Here is a 20364-nt window from a genome sequence, read left to right as displayed (position 1 = left end):
TTGATGGACGTATCCTGCTTTTCACAAAGCTACGCCGAAGCTCGGCAAAAATTCCTGCAGGCTTGCGCCTATGCCCATCTGGAAGTTGAATCCCGCGCTCACCCGTTACCCGGTCGCGATGGAGAAGAGCTGGCAATTGATGTCGCACTTCTTGGTTCACCCACAGCAGCCAACCTGCTGGTAGTGAGTAGCGGCGTGCATGGCGTTGAAGGCTTTTGCGGCTCGGCTGTTCAGGTGGATCATCTGCGCAATCATGATTGGAGCAGGCAGTGCCGGGATCAGAATATGGCCGTGCTTTATGTGCATGCGGTCAACCCTTATGGCTTCTCCTGGCTGCGTCGCGTCAACGAAGACAATGTCGATATCAATCGCAACTTCATGGACTTCAACCGGCCATTGCCAGGTAACCCCGAATACACCTCGATCGCCCCGTTACTGGTGCCCCGGCGTCAACCGCCCACGCTGCTCAGTACCCTCGGGCTCCTTGGGTACGCGTTACGCCACGGCACCAAAGCCTTACAGTCAGCCATCACCCGAGGTCAACACAACGACCCTGACGGCTTGTTTTTTGCGGGCACCCAGCCCACCTGGAGCAACGTACAGGTTCGCCAGATCATTCGACGTTATGGCAGCCAATGTCGGCGCATAGGCTGGATCGATGTGCATACAGGGCTTGGTCCCAGTGGCGTGGGAGAGCGTATTTATAAAGGACACGATACCCCGGACGCGATTGCACGGGCACGAAGCTGGTGGGGTGAACAGGTCACCCTCAGCACACAAGGTACTTCTTCATCAGCCGTTTTAAACGGCACCCTTGATTTAGCCGTGATGCAGGAATGCCCCGACGCGCAATACAACGGATTGACCCTGGAGTACGGCACCAAACCCGGACCAATGGTGCTCAAAGCGCTGCGTGCCGATCAGTGGTTGCACAACCAAGCCGCTGTCCCAGCAGAACGGTTAATGCAGATCAAACGCCAACTGCGCGATGCCTTCTATATTGATACCGACCCATGGAAACGCCGGGTGCTGCAGCAGGCGCAAGACGTGCTTGAACTCACCCGGCTCGGGCTGGCCGGCACCCCGAAAGTACGTAGTTAAAATCGACTTGCGCTGTAATCACCAAGCAAACCCAGAGGATATTCAGGATGAATGCTTATATGTTTGAAGCATTAAAGGAGCTTGTACGGTCAATCAAATGCTGCCTGGATGGGCACGAAGCCGAGACCATCGACATACTGCGGCGCGTCGCTGATGGCGACCTGGAAATGGTCGAGACCATCAGCCCCGAGGAAGAGGCTTACGCGCGGGCGTTGTTCGGCTGGATTGCACAACAGGGCCCGAAGCGGGTCTGGGAGAGGCTTGAGCCGGTGCTCGCCGATCCATCTCAATTACTCAAGGCAGAGATCTTGCTCGAGGAATTCCTTGATGATCCCGGATTTGGAGTACTCCCCCCTGCCCTCAAGGACCCGATACACCAGCGCACCCTGCTCAGACTTGGTGTTTTGCTGATGAGTTACATCTGCTATGAGCAGTTTCATTACCCGCAGCCCGAAACAGGCGTGTATGACATCTCGGGCAATACTTTCCAGAAGACCAAGTGGCTCTACCGCTACTGGCTTAATCAACTTGAAGTTGCCGAAAAAGAGTCGGGGCTCGAAGGATTCTTCGCTGACCAGACCTTGAAGTTCCGTAACCTGAGTGACCCCTCAATTGAACAAGGGGGTGTGTTCCCGGTTATTCCCGTCCTCTCAGTTTCATGTGCGGGTGACTTGCTTGCGGTGGATGTGCTGACGCCTGAAAACACACCGCACCTGTTCGACGACATCACAGATTTTTACAGCACCGCTGACATCGTTAGTGCCAACCTGGAGTCGACCGTTGATGAGAGCAAGCCTATAGGGCGCCACCAGCAAACTGGCAAGCCGGCGCAAATGAACACCTCTGAAGCGATGTTCAACAAGTTCCGCCATGAAGCGAAGATCAACTTCTTCAGCACAGCGACCAACCACGCGATGGACTGGGGTAAGGAAGGCGTGGAGGCCACACTCAAAGTACTTGAGAAGTCAGGGGCCTACTATTCCGGCACTGCCCGCAGTCAGGCCGAGCAGGATGATGTCGTCGTGGTGGAAAAAAACGGCATCAAAGTCGCTCTCCTGTCTTACACATTTGACCTCAACGGTCACTCACGGGATGGGGAGCTTTACCTGGCCAACGAAGTGCGATTCAACGACGTTGACCCGCCTCCGGATTACGCCCTGATCAAAAAACAGGTCGCTGCCGCCAAGGCCAAGGGCGCTGACTGGATCATCGCCTACTGCCATTGGGGGTGGGAGTTCGAAATGTACCCCCATGCAAAAATTGTTGATGCCGCGCACAAGGTTATCGAGTGCGGCGTGGACACCATCCTCGGCAACCACGCGCACGTCAGCCAGCCAGCGCAAATGATTCCACGGCATGGCAAACAGGATGCGTTGGTCATCTACGCTTTCGGCGACTTTGTGAGCTTCCATCCAGAGAGTCGCAACTCAAAACTTGCCTACTCCGTAAAGTTCGACATTGGCAAAACCCTTGGGGTGACTCGGCTGTATAACCTAAAGGTACTGCCCATCTATATCGTTAACGAAAAACGGGACACGACCGACTACAACTGCCGCATCGTCAAGTTCGAAAATGTCCTGAGCAACCCAGACCACTACGGCCTGACCGAGCTGGAAAAGAGTCAACTGCCTCATCTGCGTGACAAGGTGTGGAAGGAGATCCTGTCACCTCTTTCGAGCCTCTATTCAGACCTCTAGAGAATGATTTGAGATAAACACCCGTCCCTTGCAGGACTCAAGTTCGGAATTGTTGGCCGGGCTGGATATAGACGCATCCAGTTGCGGCCGCTTTTTTACGCGCCCGATGCGATAGAGAAGCTACTTTCCAGAGCGCTGGATCGGGCTCTAAAACTGCTCGGGGTGAGCAAGGGATGGGGCAAACGCTGAGTTTCCCCACCCCCCAGAAACGACAAAGCCCGCCAAAAGGCGGGCTCTGCGGTGTAGCAATATGGCGGAGGCGATGGGATTCGAACTCATGGACCTGTTACAGTCGACGGTTTTCAAGACCGTTGCCTTAAACCACTCGGCCACACCTCCTAACGTTGTTTCGGGCGCCATAATACCTGAATGAAACACGTTGTCAAACTCTCTTGATCGCTTGTTTCAGAGCCTCTGCTATGATCTTTGCTACTTAACATTTCAAACCACAGGAGTATCGCCATGCGCGAACAGGATTACGCAGTTAATAACAGCGTGCAGGCCGAGCAGCTAGAGGTTAGCCGCGTCCTGCGCAACACATACGGTTTGCTGGCTCTTACCCTGGCTTTCAGCGGTGTGATGGCTTACGTCTCGCAGCAGATGCGAGTCGGCTACCCTAATATTTTTGTCGTCCTCATCGGTTTCTACGGCCTGTTCTTCTTGACGAACAAGCTGCGTGATTCGGCATGGGGCCTGGTGTCTGCTTTTGCCCTGACCGGTTTTATGGGGTTCCTGCTGGGCCCTATTCTTAACCGTTTTCTGGGCATGCAGGGCGGCGCTGAAGTTGTCAGTTCTGCATTTGCAATGACCGCTCTGGTTTTTGGTGGCCTGTCCGCCTATGTGCTGATCACCCGCAAGGACATGAGTTTCCTGGGCGGCTTCATCACTGCCGGCTTCTTTGTGCTGCTGGGCGCGACGCTGGCTAGCTTCTTCTTCCAGGTCAGTGGCCTGCAACTGGCGATCAGCGCAGGTTTTGTACTGTTCTCGTCGGTGTGCATCCTGTTCCAGACCAGCGCCATCATTCATGGCGGCGAGCGCAACTACATCATGGCTACCATCAGCCTGTATGTTTCGATCTACAACCTGTTCATCAGCCTGCTGCAAATTTTCGGCATCATGAGCCGCGACGACTGATCAACAACCGCTACACAAAAGCCCGCTTCGGCGGGCTTTTTGTTGTCTGCTGCAAGCATCTTTGGGCTTCTGGCTTTATCATTACCGCAGATTTGCTGACAGAGCCCACCATGAAATTTGCCATTGCCCTATATTCGGCAGCCCATGCGCCCTCTTCCCGTCGCGCCCTGCGTTTTGCCGAGGCAGCGCTGGCGGGCGGCCATGAAATTGTAAGGCTGTTCTTTTATCAAGACGGTGTTCACAGCGCTTCGAGCAATATCGTGACGCCGCAAGACGAGCAGGATATCGCGCAACAATGGACGACCTTCATAAGTCAGCATCAGCTTGATGGCGTGGTGTGTATTGCCGCTGCCTTGCGCCGAGGCGTGCTTAATGAAGACGAAGCAGCGCGCTATCAACGTCCCGGGGTCAACCTGAAAGCTCCGTGGGAATTGTCGGGGCTGGGGCAGTTACACGATGCCATTCAATCGGCAGATAGACTGATCTGCTTCGGAGGGCCTTGAAATGACCAAGTCGCTTTTGATAATTAGCCGCCAGGCGCCATGGTCTGGCCCCGGGGCCAAAGAAGCGCTGGATATCGTTCTGGCTGGCGGTGCTTTCGATTTGCCGATTGGCCTGCTGTTTATGGATGACGGTACTTTTCAGCTCGTGCCCGAACAAAACGCTGCCGCCCTTCAACAAAAAAACCTCACTGCCAATCTGCAAGCCTTGGCCATGTTTGGTGTTGAAGATCTGTATGCTTGCCGTCACAGCCTCAACGAACGCGGCATCTCGCCCGCAGGCCTTGCGGTAGCAGATGTGCAGCCACTGTCCGCAGAGGAAGTCCGTGCAGTTATTGACCGTTATGACCAAGTGATCACCCTCTGATGTCGACCCTACACGTTGTGAGCCACTCACCTTTTTCTGACACCCGCCTGGGTAGCTGCCTGCGCTTGCTGGGCAGTGAAGATGCCCTGCTGCTTTGCGGCGATGCGGTATACGCCCTGCAGCTTCAAGGCAGCGCTCTCACATCCCTGGAAGACAAAAACGTTTTTATCCTTGAAGAGGACTTGCTGGTGCGCAACCTTGAGTGCCCGATATGGGCGACTGGTGTTGATTACCCGGCCTTTGTCGAGCTGTCGATTCATTATGACAAGGTCAACACCTGGCTATGAATGTGCTTACGCTGAGCGGTAAAAGCATCGAACTGGACAAAGACGGCTACCTGCTTGATCTCAACGACTGGTCTACTGAAGTTGCCCAGGCACTGGCCGCTCAAGCAGGTATCGAGCTAAGTCCCGAACACTGGGAAATCCTTGAGTTGTTGCGCCGCTTTTATCAGGAGTTTGAACTGTCTCCCGCCACGCGCCCATTGATCAAGTACACCGCTCTCAAACTGGGGCCTGAAAAAGGCAACAGCTTGCACCTCAACCGACTGTTTAATGGCACCCCAGCCAAACTCGCCGCCAAGCTGGCGGGCCTGCCCAAGCCGACCAATTGCCTATGAACACTCCCGCTGCGCTGACGCTCGAAACCCCGGCCGAACACCCTTTTGCGCAATTTGTACGCATTCTGGGCAAAGGTAAACGTGGTGCTCGCAACCTGACCCGCGAAGAAGCTCGCGAGGCCATGGGCATGCTGCTTGACGAGAAGGCAGAAGACACCCAATTGGGTGCCTTCCTGATGCTGTTACGTCACAAGGAAGAAAGCTCCGAAGAAATGGCAGGTTTCACTGAGGCTGTGAGGGAGCGTCTGACAGCGCCCGCGATCAAGGTCGACATCGACTGGCCGACTTACGCAGGTAAAAAGCGTCACTTGCCTTGGTATCTGCTGGCTGCCAAGTGCCTGGCCCAGAACGGCGTGCGCATTTTCATGCATGGTGGTGGCGCCCATACGGCGGGCCGAATGTACAGTGAACAGCTTCTGGAGACGCTTGGCATTCCACTGTGCCGCAACTGGCAGAGCGTTAACGAAGCCCTGGATGCAGGCAACCCGGCGTTTATGCCGCTACAGGACTGGGCGCCACAATTGCAGCGCATGATCGACCTGCGCAACACCTTGGGCCTGCGCTCGCCGATTCACTCTCTGGCACGCATTCTTAATCCCCTTAGTGCACGCTGCGGCCTGCAAAGCATTTTCCATCCGGGCTATCAAAGTGTGCACCGCGAAGCCAGTGGCTTACTGGGAGACACCAGCATCGTGATCAAGGGTGATGGCGGCGAGGTCGAAATCAACCCCGACACGCTGAGCCATCTCTACGGCACAACGGCAGGTGTGAACTGGGATGAAGAGTGGCCCGCTTTGTCTGCACAACGCCATGTCAAACCCGCATCGCTGGAGCCGGAGCACCTTAAGGCGCTATGGCGTGGCGAAGTCGAAGACAGCTACCCCCAACTGGCTCTGCTTTCAACCATCGCCTTGGCACTCAGAGGGTTGGGCACGCCCCGAGAGCAAGCCTTTGAGCTGGCCCAGCGCTATTGGGATAATCGTGACAAATCGATTTGATGCTGTAACTGGCCGCCCAATTCTGCCTTTTTGCGAGACCGCCCCATGCTAATTCCCTACGACCAGCTTGAACCCGACACCCTCACGAGTCTGATCGAAGATTTCGTCAGCCGTGATGGTACTGACAACGGCGATGACACACCCCAGGAAACCCGCGTGCTGCGTGTCCGGCATGCGCTGAGCAAAGGGCAAGCCGTCATTTTTTTCGACCTCGAAAGCCAGCAGTGCCAGCTGATGCCCAAGCACGCCGTGCCAAAAGAGTTCTTTGATTAATCCTTTGCAAGCGCGCCACCTGCCAGGTGCCCGGCATTGCCATCTTTTATCCGCTTATAGATTTCAGCGCGATGAACACTGATGGCCTTGGGGGCCTCAACCCCCAAGCGCACGTTAGTACCGTTTACGGCAATAACGCTCAGCGTTATTTCTGATCCGATTGAAATACGCTCGCCTGCGGCACGGGTGAGTATCTGCATGGCTGTCATCCTAGGATCTGAGTAGGCATAAAGACTGCACTGCGTAAAACACCCCATCAATCCCTACAAATGAATTCAGCGCACGCCTACTGCTTCCTCAGATACCTCCTACAGACTAACTGACAAACAAGCCTTTTACGGGCTTGAAAAGCGCGGCCCCAGCAAGATGATAGTTGCGCCGATCACACACAACCCTACGCCAATCCAGTCGGACCCCAGCGGCCGAATACGTTCCACGACCGCCAACCAGGCGATGGACGTAACAATGTAAATACCGCCATAGGCGGCATATGCTCGCCCGGCATAAGCCGCTTCGACTTTGGTCAAGAGCAAGGCAAATAGCACCAGGCTCACGATCGCCGGCAATGCCCACCATGCACTTTTGCCTTGGCGCAACCACATCCAAAATCCGTAACAGCCTGCAATTTCAAACAAGGCTGCCAAAAAAAACCATACGTAGTTGAGCATGCGTGTGTCTCCAGATAGGCAGCGCGCACCCTACCTGCGGGTCTGCTGCCGATCAAGGTGGAAGTGTTTTTCAACTGAAGCGCATAAAAGTTGAATTATTCGCCTGTCAGTTGAGTCGGATTTTATAAGCACTGCCCATCCTTGCTCCTCAAGCGGCGCCCCAAAACCTGCATATTGGTGCAACACAACAAGAAGGAAATGCTCATGACCACGATTCTTCTGATCGTTCTTATTTTGCTGTTGGTCGGTGGACTGCCGGTATTCCCACACTCAAAAAGCTGGGGATATGGACCGTCGGGGATTATCGGGACAGTACTGGTTGTGCTGTTGATATTGCTGTTGCTCGGCAAGATCTGACGCCAGCAACACAATAAAAAAGAGGCCCTGAGGCCTCTTTTTTATTTACCCGGCTGATTACTTCGGATCAGCCACGCCTGCGGTGTTGTCCAGCAGGCTCTTGGTAGCGGTTTGCAGGAAGGATTCGAGCTTTTGCTTGAGCTCGGTCGCTTCAGGCGAATCGGTTACCACTTTTGCTTCGGCATTGGCGCCCAACTTGTACTGCCAAACCTTGGCCGGCATATCCTTGGGCTGAACCAGCAAATGGTCGCCGCTGATGATCGCCACGGTCTGGTCACTGCCAGACGGCTTGATCACACCGCTGCCCTTGTCGCCTTCCGGCAGGGTCAGCAGGTCACGCCCCCAACACTGCTGACGGAACTCGCCACCCAGACGACCCATGATGGTCGGAACGATATCGACCTGAGTACCCACCGTGTCATTGCGGGCACCAAACTTCTCTTGAATACCAGGCCCGATCAGCAGCAGGGGTACGTTAAAGCGCCCTAGGTCCATCTCGGAAATTTGCTGTTCGTTGCCGAAGCCGTGGTCACCGACCACAACAAACAGGGTTTCCTTGAAGTACGGCTCTTTACGCGCTTTTTCGAAGAACTGGCCCAATGCCCAGTCCGAGTAACGCATCGCAGTCAAATGCTCGTTGAGCGAACCGCGATCAGTCACCGGCTCAACCGGCAACGGCGTAGGCAAGGCATACGGCGTGTGGTTGGACAGGGTTTGCAACAGCGCATAGAAAGGCTCTTTACCTTCACGCTTTTTCAGCTCTTCGAGGCCACGATTGAACATGTCCTGGTCGGACACGCCCCAGGTAGGGTCCGAGAACACCGGGTCAACGAAATCGTTACGACCCACAAAAGTAGTCATGCCCTGGTTGCTGAAGAAACCTGACTGGTTGTCCCAGGCAAAATCACCGTTGTAGACATACACGTCATCGAACTTACGGGCACTCAGCAATTCCGGCAGGCCGGACAGCTTGTGGCTGCCTTCGGGCGTCTGCATCAGGTATTCGAAACCCGGCAGGTTCGGGAAGCAGGCCATGGTGGCGAACATACCTTGGTGGGTATGGGTACCGTTGGAGAAGAAACGTTCGAACAGCAAACCTTCCTTCGCCAGGTTGTCGAAGTACGGTGTGATATTGCCCGGACGACCCAAGGCGCCCACCGAGTGACCGGCGAAGCTTTCCATCAGGATCACGACGACGTTCTTGATCGGCAGGGTTTTTTCCGCAGGCGGCGTGGTATCACGGCGCACAGGAGCAGTATCCGGGTCGACCAGCTTGTCGTTCTCGGTCAGCAGCATGTCGCGTACGGTCTGCTGAGCGACCGGTTGCTCCAGCGTAGCCTTCCAGATATTGGTGCGATCGTCACCGAAGCGGCTTTTGGCAGCAGCAATCAACGACAGAGAGCCGTTGAGCCCCAATTGGTTAGCGAAGTTGGAATCAGTTGTGTAGGCATCACCCCAGCGCAGCGGAGGACCCTGGCGCAGGGTGCCACGGGCCGCGACCACGCACACCAGCAACAACACCATAAACACGGCTACACGGCCATACCACGGCGCAACAGCGCGGGAGGCGCCCGAGGCAGTGCTTGAACGGGTGATGCGGTCTGCGCCACGGAATGCGAAATACAAAATGACAGTGCCAACGGCCCAGGCCAACAGGTAGCGCACTACCGGGAAGCCGTACCAAAGCATGCTCATGACGGTTTTCGGGTCTTCTTTAACGTACTGGAAAACCAGGCCGTTAAGGCGTTGATGGAATTCACGGTAGAAATCCATCTCCATCAGGCCCAAAAACAGCGCCAGACTGGAAGCAGCAAGCAGCCAGAAGCGCAATACACCGCGCATGGTCATTGCCTTGGCACTGAGCAGCGCCAACAGCAATGGAATGCTGAAGTAAACGACAATACGCAAGTCAAAACGCAGGCCGTTGGCGAACGCTTCGAGGAAAGTCGAGGCCGGGGTATCGAGGATCATTTCCCGGTTATAAACCAGCAATGCCACCCGCAGCAGGGTGAACATCACCATCATGATCAAGGCACAGAGCAGCGTAAACGCCAGATGCGATTTGACGGTCGGTTGCAACACACGCGTAGCAGCATGTTGTTGACTTGGGGCGTCCGGGTTTGCCATGTCGTTTTAGGACCCATTGGTTCATGTTGAAGTGGCTTTATTGAGCATTGCCCTGCCCTTGGCACCCGTGCGCGTTGGCACAGGCAGAGAGGTCACGCATTGGGGGGGCAAATGTTGCATGATCACCGGTGGATTTCCACTGGTACATCGCTCTTCTTTAAGCAGGATTTGGCCCGACACTCACCGCAAAACACCGCGCTAGAGGTGTTTGCAAGTTATGTAGCCGATAATTTGCGTGCGAATTGTCTTAAAGATTCCGTGAAAATTTCGTTCAAAGCACATCTTGAAACATAAGAAAGGGCCATCAGGCCCTTTCCAGTCTTTGCACAGCCGTTGAGTGTCGGCACCGCGGCTTGATAACCCAGTTGCTTAAATGCGCACATTCCCCCGCGGCCCGGCGATGGCCCAAATGACCAGCCCCAACACCGGCAGCAACAGAATCAGCAAGATCCAAAGGATTTTTGCCCCGGTCCCGGCACCACTTTTAAGCACGTTGATAATGGCCCAGATATCCAGGGCCAAAATAATCAAACCGATCAGTCCATTAAACGTTGAACCCATGATGACGCTCCTGAGTGAGTACGTGTGCACATAGGATAGTCACCCGCAGCCAGGGTTCCGCTTTTTATTGCACCGGCACAGCTTCAGACGTGCACGGCAACCTTCAAGGCTTCGAGCGAAGGTGCTGCCGCGATACCCGCTTCGGCACACAACTCCAGCACGCGAGGCACGTCATTGCCATACACCAGCACCACTTGAATCTCATCATCGAGCGGCTGGCTCAGGTTTAACAACACATAACCACCCTTCTCGGCGCTCATGCTGCCCATCTGGATCTGGATGCGGTTCAGCGCCGTCAGCGGCTCGGTCTTGGCCAACTGCTTGGGTTTGATGTTGAACGCGACGTCCGGACCAAACGAAGCAACGATCTGGGCAAACAGGTCCATGTAGGTATCTGCCTGGAACAAAACAGTGTCCGGCAAGCTACCCACAATTACCCACTCACCCAGAGGGATAGGGAAGCTGTCGTCGTAGTTGATGTCCGGATTGGCAGCCAGAAACGCATCCTGATCAGCGTAAGCTTGAGCCGCCTCGTCAGCGATTGTGGCGATTTCGTCGTCGCCCATGCACCCAGAGCTGATTTTGCTGATGAGTTCAACGAGAGTGGTTTTCATGGGCGAGGCCTGTCACTGGGAAATTTAAGGGCGCGAAGGATATAACAATTGCGCCCTTCACGGGCAATCAGCCCAACAGCTTCTCAAGTTTAGCCACGGCGTCGGTTGCGCCCATGGTCTTGGCGGCATCCAGCGCAGTAATGCCGTTGGCATCCTTGGCTTTAGGGTCAGCGCCCTTGCTGATCAGGTAATCGATGATCTCGGTGCGATTGAACATGGCGGCCATCATCAGTGCGGTTCGGCCATCAAACGAAGCACCTTCAACTTGTGCGCCGCCCTCGACCAAGGTTTTGACCATCTGCAGATCTCCCTTGAAAGCTGCACCGGCAATCGGGCTTTGGCCGTTGTCATTGCGGATTTCGGGGTCGGCATTGTGTTCAAGCAACACCTTGACCGCCTCTGCGTGCCCGTGATAGCTGGCCAGCATCAGCAAAGTATCGCCTTTATGGTTGCGCAAGTTAGCCGGCAAACCCTTGCTCAGCAAGGCGGCCAACATTGCAGCATCGCCGTCGCGCGCTTTGTTGAACACCTGCTCGGCAAAGTCGGCGGCCTCTTCCGGGGTCATCTGCCGGGCTTGATCTGCTGGCTTGTTGTCTGACATGTAAGGCTCCACCTTCGCTACAAAAAAACCTAGTTTCCTGAGACAGAGCAAAGGTGTCATCCCTTTTTTTCTCAACATGGCCATAGAAGCAATCAATCGCAGATTCAGGCCTCATATCAACTGGGCAAAATGCAGGATGCACGATGGCCCTTCATGCAAATTGCACGACACCTTCACTTTTAATAAATTTTATGTCATTGATTAATAAGGATTTTTTAAAATCAGAATAGTGGCACAATCACTGCAACTACCCCTCCATAGAAGCCTTTCAAGAGCTATGGAGCCAAACACATGAGCCTGATTCAGGAAAAATTCGCATCGTTGTTCTCCAATTACACAGTTACCGTCAAACCCCGTCCAGATGGCGGAGTGTTGTTGACCCTGTGTGACAGCGACGGGAAGCAGACTCAGCGCACGATTTCATACGCGCAATTGCACACCGCCGAACAACTGACGTGGGCCATCAGCGCCATTCGCCGCGATCTAGCCGGCACCGCCAGTGAACTGCCGACGATTTCGCTGCTGCAAAGCCAGCATCGCTTCGCACTGCCGACTTATCACACGCGCTAGTCAGAACGACTGATGCAAAAAAGCCAGCGATTGCTGGCTTTTTGTTGTGTCCGGCAGGTGCACGATCTAATCGTCAAGACCTGGGAAGTGGCTGGCGATGTCTGCCCCAGTCGGATTCGCAACCATGCCCTGCGTGCTGCTGTACATCCTGATGGCAACAAGGTGCGGGTGCTCACCCATATCAAACCATTGCGCAGTGCCGGCAGGCACCGAGACCACATCGTTCCGCTCGCACAGCACCGCATACAGGTAATCGCCGATGTGCAGCGCAAGCAGTCCGCGTCCGGCGGCAAAAAAACGTACCTCATCAGCGCCATGTCGATGCTCGTTCATAAACCCTGCGCGCAACTCGGCTTTTTGCGGGTGTTCGCTGTTGACGCTGACAACCTCTATACAGACGCTACCGTGTTCACTCATAAGCCGATCAATCGATTCACGGCAGGCCTGGACCACTTCGTCCTCGCTGGCTCCCGGCCGGATCGGTGTCGTGGTTTGCAAACGATCATAACGCACACCCTGCTCGGCCAGCGTAGAAACGATGTCTTCAAAGTGGGTCAGCACTTTGTTGGGTAATTCAGGGCTCGATACGTGATAAACGGACAGGCTGCTCATGGGATGTGGTTCCTTGACTTGGGCGTGCATTCGGCTGTTACGGACAGTGATTAACGCCTGCCCTCTTGCAATCGAGTGGCAATGATAACGGCTGCGGTCAGCGCTGCGACGCTTGCCATACTAAAGGTGAACGTGGGGCCCAGGGTGTTCCAGCTGTAGCCGGAATACAGCGCCCCCACTGCGCCGCCAATCCCGGCCAGGGTGGCGTACAAAGCCTGTCCTTGCCCTTGCTGGCCCGGCCCGAAACTGCGCTGTACAAAGGTCATGGCCGAGGCATGAAAACTGCCGAACGTGGCAGCATGCAGCAGTTGCGCCAACAGCAATACCCACAAGTGCTCCGCAAAAGAGCCCAACAACAGCCAGCGCAATGCGGCCAGCAAGAAACTGAACATCAACACACGACGCACCGAAAACCTGAGCAGGATACGGCGCATGGCCAAAAACATCAGGACTTCGGCGACGACTCCCAGGGCCCAGAGCAAACCGATCACTCCCCGACTGTAACCCAGGTCTTCAAGGTGCAGGGTCAGGAAGGTGTAATACGGTCCGTGGCTCATTTGCATCAACGCGACACAGGCATAAAACGCCAGGACACCGGGGCTGCACAATTGCTTTAAAAAGCCGCCGACGATGGCTACACGACCCTGACTCGAAGGTTGCGCGTTCGGCACCCAGAGGCTGCACAACACGATGCCGCCCATGATCACGATCAGCGCTACCGGGTAAATATCCAGGCTCAGCCACTCAAACAGACGTCCCAAAATCACCACGGTGAGGATAAAACCGATCGAACCCCACAGGCGAATCTGACTGTAACGTTCGGGCTGCTCGCGTAGATGGGCAAAGGTGATGACTTCGAACTGCGGCAGTACGGCGTGCCAGAAGAAAGCGTGAAGCGCCATCACCAGCGCCAGCCAAGCGTAGCTCTGGCTGACAAAAATCAGGGCAAAGCTGAGCAAGGTAAAGAGCGCACCCAACCGCACGATCAACAGGCGCTGGCCAGTGTAGTCCCCCAGCCAGCCCCACAAATTGGGGGCCACGCAGCGCATCAGCATCGGGATGGCCACCAGTTCGCCTATTCGCGCACTGGAGAAGCCCAAGTGATGGAAGTACAGCGCCAGAAACGGCGCTGTCGCGCCGAGCAAGGCGAAATAGAAGAGATAGAACCCTGACAGTCGCCAGTAAGGAAGAGTCGCCACGGTCGTCAGACCATGGCGCTCAGCAGCCCCTGCATTACAGCTGGCCCAGCACAGGCGTGCTTACGCGCACGTCGGCATTTTGGCCTCGATGACGCAGCAGATGGTCCATCAGCACGATGGCCATCATCGCTTCGGCAATCGGCGTGGCACGAATGCCGACACACGGGTCATGACGGCCCTTTGTGATCACGTCCACCGGGTTGCCATGCACGTCAATCGAGCGGCCCGGGGTGGTAATACTCGATGTTGGCTTGAGAGCCAAATGCGCAACGATCGGCTGACCCGACGAAATACCGCCCAAAATGCCGCCCGCGTTGTTGCTGAGGAAGCCTTCGGGAGTCATCTCGTCGCGGTGCTCGGTGCCACGCTGGGCAACGCTGGCAAAGCCCGCACCAATCTCGATGCCCTTGACTGCGTTGATGCTCATCAGTGCATGGGCCAGTTCGGCGTCAAGGCGATCGAAAATCGGCTCGCCCAGACCGGGAATCACACCCTCGGCGACCACGGTGATTTTTGCACCGACCGAGTCCTGGTCACGACGCAGTTGGTCCATGTAGGCCTCAAGCTCCGGCACTTTGTCTGGATCAGGACTGAAAAAGGCGTTTTCTTCGACCGAGTCCCAGGTCTTGAACGGGATTTCGATCGGGCCCAGCTGGCTCATGTAGCCACGAATCACGATGCCCTGGGTGGCCAGATACTTTTTGGCAATTGCACCTGCGGCCACACGCATCGCCGTTTCACGGGCCGAACTGCGACCGCCACCGCGGTAATCGCGTTCGCCGTACTTATGGTGGTAGGTGTAATCGGCGTGGGCCGGGCGGAACAGATCCTTGATCGCCGAGTAGTCCTTGGACTTCTGGTCAGTGTTGCGGATCAACAGGCCGATGGCGCAACCCGTGGTGCGGCCTTCAAACACACCGGAAAGGATTTCGACTTCGTCGGCTTCCTGACGCTGGGTGGTATGACGGCTGGTGCCGGGCTTGCGTCGATCCAGATCTCGCTGCAGGTCTTCAAGGGACAGCTCCAGCCCTGGCGGGCAGCCATCAACAATGGCGACCAACGCCGGACCATGGCTTTCGCCAGCGGTGGTGACAGTGAACAGCTTGCCGTAGGTATTGCCGGACATGCAGGGCGCTCCGCGAAAATCAGCCGATAAAATTCAGCCCGGAATCCGTTCAAATCTTGTTGCAGCCACAACAGAAGTTGAACAGATCCCAGATAACCAAATGCGCCAGTATACGCAGGCTACCTCCGTAGTTCATCCTCGAACCTTACTCATCCGGGTTTGTCCAACCGGCACACTAGACAATGATGGCGCTATGATGCTGCGAATACTCTTTTTTGCACTGACCCTGCTTGGCTTTGGCTCCCAGGCCCTGGCAGCCCCCCCCTCCAATGTCTTGCTGCGACCCATTGAGCTGGATACCGGCTCCGGCACGCTGTATGGCTCGCTGGTGTTGCCCAAGAGCGACAAACCTGTCCCCGTGGTATTGATCATCGCAGGCTCCGGCCCCACTGACCGCGACGGCAACAACCCCCTAGGCGGGCGCAATGACGCCCTGAAAAAACTGGCATGGCGCCTGGCCCAGAGCAATATCGCCAGCGTGCGTTTCGACAAGCGTGGCATTGCTCAAAGCCGACCAGCCGGGCCTGACGAACGACAGTTGAACCTTGATCAATATGTCACCGACGCGGTGGCCTGGGGCGAGAAGCTCAAAAGCGATCCGCGCTTTGGCAAGGTGTTTGTGCTCGGACACAGTGAGGGCGCGCTGATCGCAAGCCTGGCAGCCCCCAGAATTGGCGCCGCCGGGGTGATTTCCATTGCGGGGACGGGACGCCCGGTGGGCGTATTGTTGCGCGAACAGTTGCAACGCAATCACCTGCCACCTGCGCTGCTCAAACGTAGTTTTGAATTGATCAGTACACTTGAAGCCGGTCGCACCGACGACAATGTACCCAACGACCTGCAACTGGTGTTTCGTCCCAGCGTCCAGCCTTACATGATCAGCCTTCTGCGCTACAACCCTGCGACTGCCTTTGCTGCACTGAAAATGCCGGCACTGATCATTCAAGGCACTCACGATATTCAGGTCGAGGTCAAGGATGCACGCCTGCTCAAGGCGGCCAAGCCCGATGCCGTCCTCACGCTGATCAATGGCATGAACCACGTGATGCGCATCGTACCGATGGACATGAAGCGCCAGATACAATCCTACAACGACCCCAATCAGCGTCTGGCTGGCGAACTGGGGGATCGAACTGTGCGCTTTATCACGAAAGTGAACGCTGGCCAGCCCTACAGTCCTGCGCATAACGGCCGATAAACCGGTGTCGGCCGCCTTTGCTTTGCTGACATTTCGGGCTAGCACAGGACTGAGCCGCTATGAGCGACACCCCATCACACCCCGCCGGGCCTGAGGCACCGGCAGTGCCCGAGGCGCCGCTCCTGCCTTGGGCTGACGTGCAGCCCGAGCAATTCAGGATGCTGCGCCTCGCCCCCCTGCAAACTGACCGCACCACCGGGGCGCGGCCCCTGCGTTTTGTGCAGTTCGGGTATGCCGAGCGCAACAGCAAAGAACTCAGCCTCCTGCGCCTGACTGTCACCTTGCCCGGCCAACGGGTGCGCAATGAGCAAAACCATCTCGACGTGTGGGTCGACCACGTCACTCACCGTGTACGTTTGAGCCCCGAACGCGGCCTGCAGGTTGAACCCTTGAACCGCGGTATTGGCCGTTTTCTGCTGGCTCAAGCCGCTCAATGGGTGCAAAAAAAGTGGTCACACTACCGCATTGACGGGACCGACCTGCCCAGCAGGGATGCCCTGAACGAAGACAGCCGCCTGCGCCGCGACCATTTTTTGCGCGTGCATGGGTTTGATGTGGTGTATGCCGACGCCCAGTTTCTGAAAGCGCGCATCGAAGACGTCCAGGCAGGCGAAATACTGGACAGCTGGAACGTCGAGAAACTTCAGTTCCTGGAAGTGCTCGATGCCGCACACATGCTGCAGCAGGCCGAACAGAATCTGCAGGAGCAGGACGTCAAGTTGCGGGACAAGGATGAAAAGCTCAGCAGGTTCCGGCGCGAAGAGACCGGGTTGCGCTTTACCATTACCTGCCTGGTGGCCTTTTCAGTGTTCCAGGCAGGCTTGTTGATCTGGATTGCGACACACCGTTAACACAACGGCTACAGAAAGACTTCAACCATGGGAGCGAGCAGGGTCGCTCCCACGCTGCGTATCTGCATCAGCCATCAGATCCGCGAAGCAAACAGCGCCTGATGCTCGCGGCACTGCTCGGCGGTCAGCATGAACACGCCGTGCCCCCCACGCTCGAACTCTAGCCAGGCAAAATCGACTTCCGGGTACAGCGACTCAACGTGAACCTGGCTATTGCCCACTTCAACAATCAGCAGGCCTTTTTCGGTCAGGTGGTCACCCGCCTCGGCCAGCATCCGACGTACCAGGTTCAGACCATCGTCGCCGCAGGCCAGACCCAGCTCAGGTTCATGCTGATATTCGGCAGGCATGTCGGCAAAATCTTCAGCATCGACATACGGCGGGTTGGACACGATCAAGTCGAAGCGTTGCCCCGGCAAGCCATCAAAGCCATCGCCCTGAACGGTATAGACGCGCTCGTCAACGCCGTGACGCTCAATATTCTGATTAGCCACTTCAAGGGCTTCAAAGGACAAGTCAGCCAACACCACTTCGGCGTTCTGGAACTCATAGGCACACGCGATGCCGATACACCCCGACCCGGTGCACAGGTCAAGAATGCGCGCAGGCTCTTGTGCCAGCCATGGCTCAAAACGTTTTTCGATCAGCTCGCCAATGGGCGAGCGCGGAATCAGTACACGCTCATCCACGATGAACGACATGCCGCAGAACCACGCCTCGCCCAACAAATAGGCCGTCGGCACGCGCTCTTCGATACGGCGCTTGAGCAAGTGTTGCAGGTTGACCAGCTCATCGTCTTCAAGACGGCAATCGAGGTAACTGTCCGCAATTTCCCAGGGCAGGTTCAACGCACCCAACACCAATTGACGGGCTTCGTCCCACGCGTTGTCGGTGCCATGACCAAAGAACAGCTCTTCCCCATGAAAGTGGCTAACGGCCCAGCGAATATGGTCGCGCAAAGTGCGCAGGCGGGAAGTGATCAATGGTCTTACTCCTCAAAATCGATTGGCGATTCTAACAGCCAAACTCCGACGCGCCAAAGTTGTGCCTTACGCTTACACGCAACGCTGTTTTAAAACGTCAGAACGCGTCCCGGAAAAACATGAAATCGCTCCAATTTGTACATTTTCCGGTTCTTGCCTTACCCCTTGACATCGCTACAGGCCAGCAACCACACCGCTTACACGACAGGCCATTCACATAAACGCTCCGCCAGTGGAGAATGTCGCAAAAGCCCCATTCAAAGGAGCCCCCGAATGCCCGCTTTAAAGACGATGTTTCAACTCACTGGACGTGGTTATGCCGCGGCCAATCTGAGCAATGCCAGCCTGCTGATCATCGATGCGCAAAATGAATACCTGAACGGGCCATTGGCCTTGTCCGGGATGGACGCTGCCACCGCCAACATCGCACTTTTGCTGGAGGCTGCCCGCAAGGCCAAGCGCCCGGTGATTCATATCCGTCACCTGGGCACCGTTGGCGGCATGTTCGACCCTCAGGGCGAGCGCGGCGCGTTCATCAAGGGCCTGGAGCCCCAGGGCGATGAACTGATTATCGAAAAGCGCATGCCTAACGCCTTCAATGACACGGGTCTGCAAAAGGCACTGGAAAACCTGGGTTCTCTGGATGTGATCGTCTGCGGCTTCATGAGCCATTCCAGCGTCAGCACCACCGTGCGTGCAGCCAAGGACTATGGCCTGCGCTGCACCCTGGTCGAAGATGCCTGCGCCACCCGAGACCTGCCTACCCCGGACGGCATTATCAGTGCAGAGCTCGTTCAGAAAGCCGAGATGGCGATCATGAACGACAACTTCGCCACCCTGACCCTGACCAAAAACCTGATTTGATCTGAATCGGCTTCTGACGGGCGGTCTCTCCAACCGCCCATCAATAAACACCTTCCACCTGCACGCAGCTTCCTATTTCACCCCTCCCAGGAACAACCTGCCCAAGTCCCTGTCGAAGGGCCGATACCCTTTAAGGAAAGATCGGAATGAAGATCTCCGATGGTTTTGATGCTCGACGCTTACGCCCCAAGGCCCACAGTGATTGGCGCTCGCGCCTGGTTCTGATGTTTGCGGCGCTGCTGGCGCTGCTTGGCGCACTAATGTTTGTGGCGGGGGCTACCAGCCTGATTGGCCATCCAGATGCCTTGGGCGAGCTCAATGCCAGCCCCGCTGGTGCATCGCTGGTGCTGGTGACGGGCATGCTGATCTGCTGGCTAGGGATCTGGATGTGGCGTCGCCGTCGGCGCCTGATGCGAAAACCGTTTGGGCTGAACATGGCTCCACACCTCATGAAAAAGCACGACTGAAGCATATCCGCCGCCCGATGGTCGTCGACTTGGGTAAACTAGCCGCCCTTCACGGAGGCTGACATGCAAGACGACGACTTTTCCCTGTTCAAAAACGAGATCCGCGGCGTTAAACCGATCAAGCATGATCGAGCGGACACCGGTAAACCCAAAGCTGATCGTGCACAGCTGGCAAAACTGCGTCAGTCAGCCACTGTGCGAACCAATGCGACCATCATCGACGGCCTGTCAGACCAATTCGTGATTGATGTCGGCCCCGAAGATCAACTGAGCTGGGCCCGTGACGGCGTGCAAGAAAGCCAGATGCGCAAGCTCAAGCTGGGCCAGATCAGCTTTGAGGGCAGCCTTGACCTGCATGGCATGACTGTCGAAAAAGCCCGCGAAACCCTTTGGGAGTTCCTCAGCGAAGCCACCCGGCTAGAAGTACGTTGCGTGCGCGTCACCCACGGCAAGGCTGTGCGTCTGGACGGCAAGCGCCCGATGATCAAAAGTCACGTCAATACGTGGCTGCGTCAACACTCACAGGTGCTAGGGTTCTGCTCCTGCCAGGCCAAGCATGGGGGTGCCGGCGCGGTGTATGTCATGCTCAAACGCACCATGATGGAAGGCCGCGACGAGCAATAAACCCGGCATGGGTGTAGAACCCGCTTCGCTCTAGGCAAAGCCGTCATATCGAGCAGCCCTCCAACTGCTCAATAACCCCTTAGTTCAGTGGCACTCTCCTCGCACACACTAAAACTTCGTGAGCTCGTGGTCGGGGCTGGCTGTAGCGTTTTACGGCACCCTTAAGTTACCCGCTTAACTTTATAGGTTTCAAACTAACTAACTATACAAAAAGTATGGCTACCCTCCCCTTTAAACCTGCTGGATAATACGG

26 protein-coding genes and 1 tRNA gene are annotated in these 20364 nt (G+C 56.1%); 16 read left to right on the top strand and 11 right to left on the bottom strand.

The window, feature by feature from the left end; genetic code table 11:
• Positions 1–3: 3 nt before the first annotated feature.
• Complete coding sequence (locus TU76_RS10190; RefSeq protein WP_046808956.1) at positions 4–1101, top strand: M14 family metallopeptidase; 1098 nt, start codon at positions 4–6, stop codon at positions 1099–1101.
• Positions 1102–1160: 59 nt separating this feature from the next.
• On the top strand, positions 1161–2798 hold the full coding sequence (locus tag TU76_RS10185) for a CapA family protein (RefSeq protein ID WP_231984110.1): 1638 nt from the start codon (positions 1161–1163) through the stop codon (positions 2796–2798).
• 251 nt (positions 2799–3049) lie between these two features.
• Here the strand turns inward: TU76_RS10185 and TU76_RS10180 are convergent.
• Positions 3050–3137 (bottom strand) — tRNA-Ser (locus TU76_RS10180).
• 123 nt (positions 3138–3260) lie between these two features.
• On the opposite strand from TU76_RS10180, the gene TU76_RS10175 reads away from it, so the two are divergent.
• The 7 genes from TU76_RS10175 to TU76_RS10145 all read left to right on the top strand — a co-directional run bounded on the left by TU76_RS10175 (position 3261) and on the right by TU76_RS10145 (position 6689).
• Positions 3261–3932 (top strand): Bax inhibitor-1/YccA family protein, encoded by a 672-nt coding sequence (locus tag TU76_RS10175; RefSeq protein WP_019826549.1) that lies wholly within the window; start codon positions 3261–3263, stop codon positions 3930–3932.
• Positions 3933–4042: 110 nt separating this feature from the next.
• Positions 4043–4435, top strand: a complete 393-nt coding sequence (gene tusD / locus TU76_RS10170) for a sulfurtransferase complex subunit TusD (protein ID WP_046810454.1) — start codon at positions 4043–4045, stop codon at positions 4433–4435.
• 1 nt (position 4436) lies between these two features.
• Positions 4437–4799 carry a sulfurtransferase complex subunit TusC gene (tusC, locus tag TU76_RS10165; protein ID WP_019826553.1) on the top strand — a complete coding sequence of 121 codons (363 nt, stop codon included), beginning with the start codon at positions 4437–4439 and terminating at the stop codon, positions 4797–4799.
• Positions 4799–5086, top strand: a complete 288-nt coding sequence (gene tusB, locus TU76_RS10160) for a sulfurtransferase complex subunit TusB (protein WP_019826555.1) — start codon at positions 4799–4801, stop codon at positions 5084–5086. The genes tusC and tusB overlap by 1 nt, the downstream gene beginning before the upstream one ends.
• A complete protein-coding gene (locus TU76_RS10155) occupies positions 5083–5418 on the top strand; it encodes a TusE/DsrC/DsvC family sulfur relay protein (protein WP_019826557.1) in 336 nt (111 codons plus the stop codon). Before tusB ends, TU76_RS10155 begins: the two co-directional genes overlap by 4 nt.
• Positions 5415–6416, top strand: a complete 1002-nt coding sequence (locus TU76_RS10150; RefSeq protein WP_048351579.1) for a glycosyl transferase family protein — start codon at positions 5415–5417, stop codon at positions 6414–6416. The genes TU76_RS10155 and TU76_RS10150 overlap by 4 nt, the downstream gene beginning before the upstream one ends.
• 45 nt (positions 6417–6461) lie before the next feature.
• Entirely contained in the window at positions 6462–6689 is a 228-nt protein-coding gene (locus tag TU76_RS10145) for a YheU family protein (protein ID WP_019826561.1), read from the top strand.
• On the opposite strand, the gene csrA is transcribed toward TU76_RS10145, so the two are convergent.
• Both csrA and TU76_RS10135 read right to left on the bottom strand, forming a co-directional pair.
• On the bottom strand, positions 6686–6889 hold the full coding sequence (gene csrA / locus TU76_RS10140; protein ID WP_019826563.1) for a carbon storage regulator CsrA: 204 nt from the start codon (positions 6887–6889) through the stop codon (positions 6686–6688). The two genes, TU76_RS10145 and csrA, sit on opposite strands and share 4 nt — an antisense overlap.
• Before the next feature lie 135 nt (positions 6890–7024).
• Complete coding sequence (locus tag TU76_RS10135) at positions 7025–7357, bottom strand: YnfA family protein (protein WP_019826565.1); 333 nt, start codon at positions 7355–7357, stop codon at positions 7025–7027.
• Between the two features lie 198 nt (positions 7358–7555).
• Between TU76_RS10135 and TU76_RS24675 the strand changes: the two genes are divergently transcribed.
• On the top strand, positions 7556–7714 hold the full coding sequence (locus TU76_RS24675; protein ID WP_088500097.1) for a DUF3309 family protein: 159 nt from the start codon (positions 7556–7558) through the stop codon (positions 7712–7714).
• Positions 7715–7771: 57 nt separating this feature from the next.
• On the opposite strand, the gene TU76_RS10125 is transcribed toward TU76_RS24675, so the two are convergent.
• From TU76_RS10125 to TU76_RS10110, 4 genes are all read right to left on the bottom strand, one after another.
• The gene (locus TU76_RS10125) at positions 7772–9841 is read right to left on the bottom strand and encodes an LTA synthase family protein (protein WP_019826568.1); all 2070 of its coding nucleotides are present in this window, start codon (positions 9839–9841) and stop codon (positions 7772–7774) included.
• A 369-nt stretch (positions 9842–10210) separates the two neighbouring features.
• The gene (locus tag TU76_RS10120; RefSeq protein WP_019826570.1) at positions 10211–10402 is read right to left on the bottom strand and encodes a PLDc N-terminal domain-containing protein; all 192 of its coding nucleotides are present in this window, start codon (positions 10400–10402) and stop codon (positions 10211–10213) included.
• Positions 10403–10485: 83 nt separating this feature from the next.
• Positions 10486–11016, bottom strand: a complete 531-nt coding sequence (locus tag TU76_RS10115) for a hypothetical protein (protein WP_019826572.1) — start codon at positions 11014–11016, stop codon at positions 10486–10488.
• Between the two features lie 67 nt (positions 11017–11083).
• On the bottom strand, positions 11084–11617 hold the full coding sequence (locus tag TU76_RS10110) for an ankyrin repeat domain-containing protein (protein WP_019826574.1): 534 nt from the start codon (positions 11615–11617) through the stop codon (positions 11084–11086).
• 291 nt (positions 11618–11908) lie between these two features.
• Between TU76_RS10110 and TU76_RS10105 the strand changes: the two genes are divergently transcribed.
• Complete coding sequence (locus tag TU76_RS10105) at positions 11909–12187, top strand: DUF3509 domain-containing protein (RefSeq protein WP_019826575.1); 279 nt, start codon at positions 11909–11911, stop codon at positions 12185–12187.
• 66 nt (positions 12188–12253) lie between these two features.
• Here the strand turns inward: TU76_RS10105 and TU76_RS10100 are convergent, their stop codons facing one another.
• Genes TU76_RS10100 through aroC form a run of 3 tightly spaced genes read right to left on the bottom strand, consistent with a single transcriptional unit; the run spans position 12254 to position 15124 of the window.
• Entirely contained in the window at positions 12254–12799 is a 546-nt protein-coding gene (locus TU76_RS10100) for a 1,2-dihydroxy-3-keto-5-methylthiopentene dioxygenase (RefSeq protein WP_048351578.1), read from the bottom strand.
• Between the two features lie 50 nt (positions 12800–12849).
• Complete coding sequence (locus tag TU76_RS10095; RefSeq protein WP_048351577.1) at positions 12850–13998, bottom strand: MFS transporter; 1149 nt, start codon at positions 13996–13998, stop codon at positions 12850–12852.
• Between the two features lie 34 nt (positions 13999–14032).
• Positions 14033–15124 (bottom strand): chorismate synthase, encoded by a 1092-nt coding sequence (aroC, locus tag TU76_RS10090; protein ID WP_019826578.1) that lies wholly within the window; start codon positions 15122–15124, stop codon positions 14033–14035.
• A 193-nt stretch (positions 15125–15317) separates the two neighbouring features.
• Here aroC and TU76_RS10085 point away from each other — a divergent pair, with 193 nt between their 5' ends.
• On the top strand, positions 15318–16322 hold the full coding sequence (locus tag TU76_RS10085; RefSeq protein ID WP_019826579.1) for an alpha/beta hydrolase: 1005 nt from the start codon (positions 15318–15320) through the stop codon (positions 16320–16322).
• Positions 16323–16381: 59 nt separating this feature from the next.
• Positions 16382–17173, top strand: a complete 792-nt coding sequence (locus TU76_RS10080; RefSeq protein WP_048351576.1) for a hypothetical protein — start codon at positions 16382–16384, stop codon at positions 17171–17173.
• Between the two features lie 74 nt (positions 17174–17247).
• Here the strand turns inward: TU76_RS10080 and prmB are convergent, their stop codons facing one another.
• Complete coding sequence (gene prmB, locus TU76_RS10075) at positions 17248–18156, bottom strand: 50S ribosomal protein L3 N(5)-glutamine methyltransferase (protein WP_019826581.1); 909 nt, start codon at positions 18154–18156, stop codon at positions 17248–17250.
• A gap of 273 nt (positions 18157–18429) precedes the next feature.
• On the opposite strand from prmB, the gene TU76_RS10070 reads away from it, so the two are divergent.
• The 3 genes from TU76_RS10070 to TU76_RS10060 all read left to right on the top strand — a co-directional run bounded on the left by TU76_RS10070 (position 18430) and on the right by TU76_RS10060 (position 20111).
• Entirely contained in the window at positions 18430–19020 is a 591-nt protein-coding gene (locus tag TU76_RS10070; protein WP_019826582.1) for a cysteine hydrolase family protein, read from the top strand.
• Between the two features lie 146 nt (positions 19021–19166).
• Entirely contained in the window at positions 19167–19487 is a 321-nt protein-coding gene (locus TU76_RS10065; RefSeq protein WP_019826583.1) for a hypothetical protein, read from the top strand.
• Positions 19488–19550: 63 nt separating this feature from the next.
• A complete protein-coding gene (locus TU76_RS10060; protein ID WP_019826584.1) occupies positions 19551–20111 on the top strand; it encodes a Smr/MutS family protein in 561 nt (186 codons plus the stop codon).
• Positions 20112–20364 lie beyond the last annotated feature (253 nt).

Origin of the sequence: Pseudomonas psychrophila (assembly GCF_001043005.1) — a bacterium.
In the GTDB taxonomy this organism is placed as follows: domain Bacteria; phylum Pseudomonadota; class Gammaproteobacteria; order Pseudomonadales; family Pseudomonadaceae; genus Aquipseudomonas; species Aquipseudomonas psychrophila.
Note: the sequence above shows the minus strand (reverse complement) of the source record. Positions and strands in the feature narration are given on the sequence as shown.